The 7,135-nt window shown below is 76.1% G+C and carries 6 protein-coding genes and 2 tRNA genes; 5 read left to right on the forward strand and 3 right to left on the reverse strand.

The window, feature by feature from the left end; genetic code table 11:
- Nucleotides 1–49: 49 nt before the first annotated feature.
- Both tmk and MHY29_RS10450 read left to right on the forward strand, forming a co-directional pair.
- The gene (gene tmk / locus MHY29_RS10445) at nt 50–718 is read left to right on the forward strand and encodes a dTMP kinase (protein WP_224356744.1); all 669 of its coding nucleotides are present in this window, start codon (nt 50–52) and stop codon (nt 716–718) included.
- Complete coding sequence (locus tag MHY29_RS10450; protein WP_224355621.1) at nt 715–1,905, forward strand: DNA polymerase III subunit delta'; 1,191 nt, start codon at nt 715–717, stop codon at nt 1,903–1,905. Before tmk ends, MHY29_RS10450 begins: the two co-directional genes overlap by 4 nt.
- Before the next feature lie 12 nt (nt 1,906–1,917).
- Here the strand turns inward: MHY29_RS10450 and MHY29_RS10455 are convergent, their stop codons facing one another.
- A complete protein-coding gene (locus MHY29_RS10455) occupies nt 1,918–2,643 on the reverse strand; it encodes an HAD family hydrolase (RefSeq protein ID WP_224355622.1) in 726 nt (241 codons plus the stop codon).
- A 193-nt stretch (nt 2,644–2,836) separates the two neighbouring features.
- On the opposite strand from MHY29_RS10455, the gene MHY29_RS10460 reads away from it, so the two are divergent.
- Nucleotides 2,837–2,910, forward strand: a tRNA-Thr gene (locus MHY29_RS10460).
- Nucleotides 2,911–2,999: 89 nt separating this feature from the next.
- On the opposite strand, the gene MHY29_RS10465 is transcribed toward MHY29_RS10460, so the two are convergent.
- Together MHY29_RS10465 and MHY29_RS10470 are read right to left on the reverse strand one after the other, a co-directional pair.
- Nucleotides 3,000–3,455: a hypothetical protein gene (locus tag MHY29_RS10465; RefSeq protein ID WP_224355623.1), complete on the reverse strand. Its 456-nt coding sequence runs from the start codon at nt 3,453–3,455 to the stop codon at nt 3,000–3,002.
- The gene (locus MHY29_RS10470) at nt 3,452–4,492 is read right to left on the reverse strand and encodes an NAD(P)H-quinone oxidoreductase (protein WP_239241057.1); all 1,041 of its coding nucleotides are present in this window, start codon (nt 4,490–4,492) and stop codon (nt 3,452–3,454) included. The genes MHY29_RS10465 and MHY29_RS10470 overlap by 4 nt, the downstream gene beginning before the upstream one ends.
- Before the next feature lie 126 nt (nt 4,493–4,618).
- Between MHY29_RS10470 and MHY29_RS10475 the strand changes: the two genes are divergently transcribed.
- Both MHY29_RS10475 and MHY29_RS10480 read left to right on the forward strand, forming a co-directional pair.
- Nucleotides 4,619–4,706 (forward strand) — tRNA-Ser (locus tag MHY29_RS10475).
- A gap of 157 nt (nt 4,707–4,863) precedes the next feature.
- Nucleotides 4,864–7,135, forward strand: a 2,272-nt coding sequence (locus MHY29_RS10480) for a 5'-nucleotidase C-terminal domain-containing protein (RefSeq protein ID WP_239241055.1), incomplete at its 3' end; no start/stop codon positions are given.

Consider the following 7,135-nt stretch of genomic DNA (forward strand, 5'->3'; position numbering starts at 1 on the left):
CACCCCGGCCGCGGACCCCGCGGACTCCCCCGCCGCCGCGGCGCAGGGGATGCCCGGCCGGGGGCTGTTCGTGGCGTTCGAGGGCGCGGACGGCACCGGAAAGTCCACGCAGGCCCGCGCCGTCGCCCAGGCACTGCGCGACGCCGGCCGGGAGGTCGTGCTCACCCGCGAGCCGGGCGGCTCGGACCTGGGCGAGGCCGTGCGCGCCCTGCTCCTGGACCCGGCCCACGCGCCCGTCGACGCCCGGACGGAGGCGCTGCTGTTCGCCGCCGCCCGCGCCGCGCACGTGGCACGCACCGTGCGCCCCGCCCTCGCGGCCGGGACCGTCGTGCTGACGGACCGCTACGTCGACTCGTCCGTGGCCTACCAGGGGGAGGTGCGCGGCCTCGGGGCGGAGCGCGTCGCCGAGCTCAACGACTGGGCCACCGAGGGCCTGGTCCCGGACCTCACCGTCCTCCTGGACGCCGACGCCGCCACCGCCGAGGCCCGACGTGCGGCGCGGCACGCCGGCGGCGGTGACGCCCCGGACCGCATGGAGCAGGAGACCGCGCAAGCCCACGGCACGCTGCGCGCCGCCTTCCGGGCCCGTGCGGCCGCGGCTCCGCACCGCTACCTCGTCCTCGACGCCGCAGGGGCCCCCGAGGAACTGACCGCCGCGATCGCGGCGCGCGTGCTGACGGCCGCGGCGGACGCGGCCCGGGACGGGACCGGCGCATGACCGGCGCCCCGGACGTCTACTCGGACCTCGCGGGCCAGGACGCCGCCGTCGCCCAGCTGCGCCGCGCCGCGACCGAGGACCGCCCCACGCACGCCTGGCTGTTCACGGGGCCGCCCGGCTCGGGCCGCTCCACGGCCGCGCGGGCGTTCGCGGCCGCCCTGCAGTGCGAGCAGCCGGACCCGGCGAACCGCGGCTGCGGCGCCTGCCACGCGTGCCGCACGGTGCTCGGCGGCACCCACCCGGACGTCACCGTGCTCGCCACGGAGGCCGTGAGCTACCGCATCGAGGACGTGCGCGCCCTCGTGGAGGCCGCCCAGTCCACCCCCGCCACGGGACGCTGGCGGATCTTCCTCATGGAGGACGCGGACCGCATGACGGAGCGGGCCACCAACGTGCTACTGAAGGCGATCGAGGAGCCGCCGCCGCGCACGATCTGGATGCTCTGCTCCCCCTCCCCCGCGGACGTGCTGCCCACGATCCGCTCGCGCTGCCGGCTCGTGACCCTGCGGATCCCCGCCCCCGAGGACGTCGCCGCGCTGCTGCACCGCCGGGACGGACTGGATGAGGCCACCGCCCTCATGACCGCCCGGATCTCCCAGTCCCACGTGGGCATGGCCCGCCGCCTCGCCCGGGATCCTGAGGCCCTGGCCCGCCGGGAGGACGTGCTCTCCCTGCCGCTGCAGGCCACCGCCGTCTCCGACGCCATGGCCATGGCCGCCCGCCTCGCCGAGGTCTCCCACGCGGAGGCCGAGTCCTCGGCGGCCGCCCGCGACGCCGAGGAGCTGGCCGCCCTGCGCCGCCAGCTGGGCGTCGCCGAGGGCGAGGCCGTCCCCCCGAAGCTGCGCCAGCAGGTGAAGCGCCTCGAGGAGGACCAGTCCCGGCGTCGCACGCGCGTCACCCGGGACGCCCTGGACCGCGCCATGATCGACGTGATCGGGCTGTTCCGGGACGTGCTGCGGGTGCAGCTCGGCGCCGGCGGGGACCTGGTGAACGAGCACCGGCGGGCCGAGATCGAGCGCTACGCCGCCGGGGCCGCGGGCTCCTCCGCGGAGGTCGTCGCGCGGATCGACGCCGTGCACCTCGCCCGCGAGCGCCTGGGCCAGAACGTGCCGGAGCAGCTCGCCCTGGAGGCGATGATGCTGGCGCTGCTGCCGGCGCGGGTGCGCACCCCCCGCGGGCGTCGCTGAGCCGCCGGGGCCTCAGCCTCGCAGGGTGGCGACGAGGTCCGGGACCTGCGCCAGCGAGTCGACCACCTGGTCGGCGCCCGCCCCGGCGAGCACACCGCCCGTGTCCTGGCCGGAGCGCACCCCGACCACCAGGCCGGCGCCCGCGCGTCGCCCGGCGAGGATGTCGGCGGCCGTGTCGCCCACGGTGAGGACGGAGCGGACGTCGTCGTGGTCCAGGGCGAGCAGCGCGGTGAGGACCATGTCCGGGTAGGGGACGCCGCGGCCGGCGTCGTCCGGGGAGAGGCTGAGGTCCGCCAGGCCCATCCAGCCCAGCGACTCGAGGATCATGTTCTGGGTGTGCCGGGCGTAACCGGTGATCAGGCACAGGTCGAGGCCCGCCTCGCGCAGGCGCACCAGGGCGCCCTCCGCCCCCGGGACGGCGGTGACGCCGTGCTCGGCCAGCAGCCGGTCGAAGGCGGCCTCGAAGGCGCGGGTGGCCTCCAGCGCCGCCGTCCGGCCCTCGAACAGCGCCTGGAACACGGCCGTGCGGGAGGTGCCGCGCCGTTCCCGGAACAGCCGGGCGGCGCGCTCGTGCTCCGGGGAGCCCTCGGCGAGCCCGCGGGCGGCGACGACCTCCGCGAAGGCGCGGTCCTGGAGGCCCCCCTCGACCACGGAGGTGCCGGACATGTCCACGACGGCCAGGCGCAGTGGGACGGGGGTGCCGACGGACAGGGCGGGGACGGCGGTGGACAGGCTCATGGATGCCTCCCTGAAGTCGGCGTGGGCTGGGGCTGAACGCCCAGCCCACCCTCCCGGGCTGACCGCCGCGTGGCCGCCGGGTGAACTCCGCGCGTGGATCCGGTCACCATCCGAGGACGACGACGCGCGCATCCGGTGGCGGGGACCGTCGGGACACGGTAAGGTGGTCTGCCGTGGCCGTCAGCGGTCGCGTGCCTCCTTAGCTCAGCTGGCCAGAGCAGCTCCCTCGTAAAGAGCAGGTCGCCGGTTCGAATCCGGCAGGGGGCTCAGCCGGACCCCGTCGCCTCGAGCGGCGGGGTCCTTCTGCTTCTCCGGCAGCCGTGCACCCGGCCGGACGGCGGCCCCGCGCCGCTCCCTCACAGGTCCGCGGCCAGCCCCTCGGCCCGATCCAGGTGGTCCAGCGTCCGCTGGGCGTGCCGGCTCACCGCCTCCGAGCCGCTCACACCCCGCCGGAACATGGCCACGGCCTGCGCCGCGGCGGCCAGCTCGTGGGAGGCGCGGGAGAGCTCCCGGTGCACGGGGGCGGTCACCGGGGGGATGTGCTGCTCGCCGTCGCCGGGGTGGGCGGCGTGCAGGCGGGCCGCGAGCGCCCGTACCGCCGGGACGCGCTCGGCGAGCACGTTGCCCGCGTGGACCAGGCCGTTGCGCTCCTCGGGGGTGAAGCCGCCCGCGCTGCGCCCGTCCTCGAGGACCTGCCAGTAGCGGTCCAGGGCACGGACGTAGCGGTCGTGGCTGCGGCGCCAGAGGCCGGTCCCGAGCTCGCGGTCGTCGGAGCGGCCCTGGCGGAACCGGGCGAAGGGTCCGCGGATCATGCGGCGCCCCCCGGCAGGAGGGCGTCGGCGTCGTCGGTGACCAGGAGGACCTTGCCCATGCGCGCGGCCCCCTCGAAGTGGGCGTGGGCGGCGGCGGCCTCGCGCAGCGGGAACCGTGCGGTGACGCCCGGGTCGATCCGTCCGGCGGCGACGAGCGGCCAGACCGCGCGCTCGGCGGCGGCCACGATCCCGGCCTTCTCGTGCGGCGGACGCGGGCGCAGCAGGGAGCCCGTGACCCAGCCGCGGCGGGCGGCCAGGCGCATGAGGTGGAAGTCCTCCGGCACGGGTCCGTCCTGCGCGGCGATCACGACGATGCGCCCGTCCATGGCCAGGGCCTTCACGTTCGGGGCCAGGTAGGGGCCGCCGACGACGTCGAGCACGACGTCCGCGCCGTGTCCCCCGGTGATCTCGCGGACCCAGTCGGCGAAGGCGCCGGGGGCGGCCGCGCGGTGGTCGAAGGCGGCATCGGCGCCGAGCTCGAGCGCCCGGGCCACCTTGGCCGGCCCGCCCGCGGTGGCCAGCACGCGCACGCCGACCGCGGAGAGGTACTGGACCGCGAACGCGCCGATGCCACCGGTGGCGCCGTGGACCAGGGCCCACTCGCCGGGGCGCACGCCGGCGCGGCCCTCCAGATTGGAGTGGACCGTGCAGGCGACCTCCGGGAGGCCGGCGGCGGAGACGAGGTCCAGGCCGTCCGGGACGGACATCAGCTGCCCCGCGGGCACGGCCACGTGCTCGGCGTAGCCGCCACCGGCCAGCAGGGCGCACACCCGGTCCCCGACGGCGAAGCGCCCCTCCCCGGCGACGCCGGCCTGCGGACCGAGGGCGACGACGGTGCCGGAGACCTCCAGCCCGGGGACCTCCGACGCGCCCGGCGGCACGGGGTAGTGCCCCTCCCGCTGCACGACGTCCGCGCGGTTGAGCCCGGCGGCGGCCACCCGCACCAGGACCTCGCCGGGGCCGGGCTCGGGCACGGGCTCGCGGCCGACGCGGATCACGTCCGTGCCGCCGGCGCCGGCGAAGCGCACGGCGAGCATGTCCGGGGCGGTGTCCATGGGGGTTCCTCCTGGTCTCGACTCCGGCGTCCATCCTCCACCCCGGACGCCCCGCGCGGCCACCGGATACAGTGGAGCCGCGGCCGGACGCCCCGGCGCGGGCCGCGAGGATGGTTGTCCGAGCGGCCGAAGGAGCCGGTCTTGAAAACCGGTGCGCGGTGACCCCGTGCCGCGGGTTCGAATCCCGCACCATCCGCCCTGCACCCTCCCACCCCGTCCCGTGCGGCTTCGCCGGCGGGCCACCCTCCCCTGGTGTGACGTTCACCTCGGTGTCACCCTCGGCTGGTGTCCTGGCACGGCCGCCTCCCGCCGCCCCGTACGGGAGACGCCCGTCCTCGCACCCCGGGAGAGTCATGTCCAGCATCTTCTCGCGCCGCACCGCGGCCACCCTCGCCTGCACCACCCTGGTGCTCGCCCCCGCCGCCGCCCCGGCCCTCGCCGCGGACGCCTCCGGTGAGCGCACCATCTCCGTCCTGTCCTTCAACGACTTCCACGGCGCCCTGTCCGAGGACTTCAAGGGCACCCAGTTCGCCGACACGGTGGAGGACTACCGCACCGCGTTCGAGGCGCAGCACGGTGAGGGCTCCACGCTGCTCACCAGCGCGGGCGACCTGATCGGCGGCTCGGCCTCGGTGTCCAACGTCCAGCAGGACAACCCGACGATCGACGTCATGAACGCGCTGGGCCTGGCCTCCCTGACCGCCGGCAACCACGAGTTCGACCGCGGCCTGGACGACCTGCAGGGCCGTGTGGCCGACCGCGCCGACTTCCCGGTGCTGTCCGCGAACTTCGTGGACCCGAACACCAAGGCCCCCGTCCTGACCTCCCACAAGGTGTTCGACGTCGACGGCGTGCGCGTCGCCGTGATCGGCGCCTCCCCGAACGAGCTGTACGCCACCACCACCGGCGCGGGCCTGCAGGGCAACCTCGTGGTGGACATGGTGGACGCCGTCAACGCGGTCGCCACCGGGATCGAGGCCGCCGACGAGGCCGACGTGATCATCGCGTCCTACCACGACGGCGCCGCCGGGGCCGCCGCCGACCTGTCCGCCGAGCTGGGGAACCGCGCCACGTTCGACGCGATGGTGGAGCGCACCGTCCCCGCCGTTGACGTGATCTTCAACGGTCACACCCACCAGCTGTACCAGTACCAGACGGACAACGGCGGCGTGCCCCGGCCGATCATGCAGGCGGCCGCCTCCGGTGCCGACCTGGCAGCCGTCGAGCTCACCGTGGACGCGGCCGGGGAGGTCACCGCCGTGACCCCGCGCATGCTGCCGCGCTCCACCCAGGACCCGGCCGAGGCCGCCGCGGAGTCCCCCGTGACGGCCCGCGTGTACGAGATCGAGCAGCAGGCCGTGGACGTGTTCACCGACATGCAGTCCCAGGTGATCGCGGACCTCAGCGGCTCCATCACCACGGACTACGCCACCCGCATCGCCGCGGGGATGGGCTGGAAGGCCGGCGGCACCCGCACCGCGGAGACCACCCTGGGCAACTGGGTGGCGGACTCCCTGAAGCACTCCGTGTCCGCCGCCGAGCCGGGCGTGGACCTCGGCGTCGTGAACCCGGGCGGCATCCGCAGTGAGCTCCTGGTGGACCAGACCAACGCCGGCGGCGTCTTCTCCCCCAAGCCGGAGCAGCTGGTCGGCAAGCTGACCATGGGCGAGGTCATGGACGTGGCCCCCTTCGGCAACACCCTGACCTACTTCGACCTCCCGGGCTCCTCCATCAAGGAGGCCCTGGAGCAGAACTGGCGCGACGGCGAGCGGACGTTCACCCTCGGCTGGTCCTCCAACCTGACCTGGACCTACGACGACGCGCGCGCGCAGGGCGACAAGGTCACCGGCGTGTGGATCGACGGCGAGCCGCTGCAGGCCGACCGCATGTACACGGTGGCCGCGCAGTCCTTCCTCGCGGACGACACCTGGGTGAAGCTCGGCGACCCCTCCAAGGCGCCCGACGGCTACACCGCGTTCGCCACGGGCCGCCAGGGCTTCGTGGACCTGGGTGTGCTGGACACCACCGCGGTGCTGTCCTGGGCCCGCGCCCAGGACGCCGCCGACGGCGCCGCGCACCCGGACTACGCGAAGAAGGGCGTGCCCGTGACCGGCGCCCCCGCGTCCGTCGAGGGCGGCCAGGACGTGGTCCTCACCCTCGGCGACCTGGTGATCGACTCCGACGGCGCCCCCGCCGCCACCGCCGTGGACGTCGCCTTCCAGGGCGCCGACGGCGCGGTCACCGAGCTGGGCACCGTGGAGGTCCCCGCCGGCCAGGAGTCGGTGACCCTCTCCGGCATCACGGCCCCGCAGACCGCCGGCGCCGGCGAGCTGGTGATGACCGTGCGCTACGCGGACGGCACCACCGCCGTGGTCCGTCACGCGCTCGAGGTGACCGCATCGGCGGCTCCCGTGGACCCGTCGACCCCCGCGGAACCGACCCAGCCGGGCGAGCCCAGCGACCCGGCCGAGCCGACGACCCCGGGTGAGCCGACCCCGTCCGCGCAGCCGACCGCTCCGGTCGAGCCCACCGCTCCGGTCGAGCCGAGCGCCCCCGCCGAGCCGACCGCTCCCGTCGAGCCCACCGCCCCGGCTGAGTCGCCGGAGCCGACGCCCACCGCCCAGC

It is taken from the genome of Micrococcus sp. ACRRV (assembly GCF_022346985.1).
Classification (GTDB): domain Bacteria; phylum Actinomycetota; class Actinomycetes; order Actinomycetales; family Micrococcaceae; genus Micrococcus; species Micrococcus porci.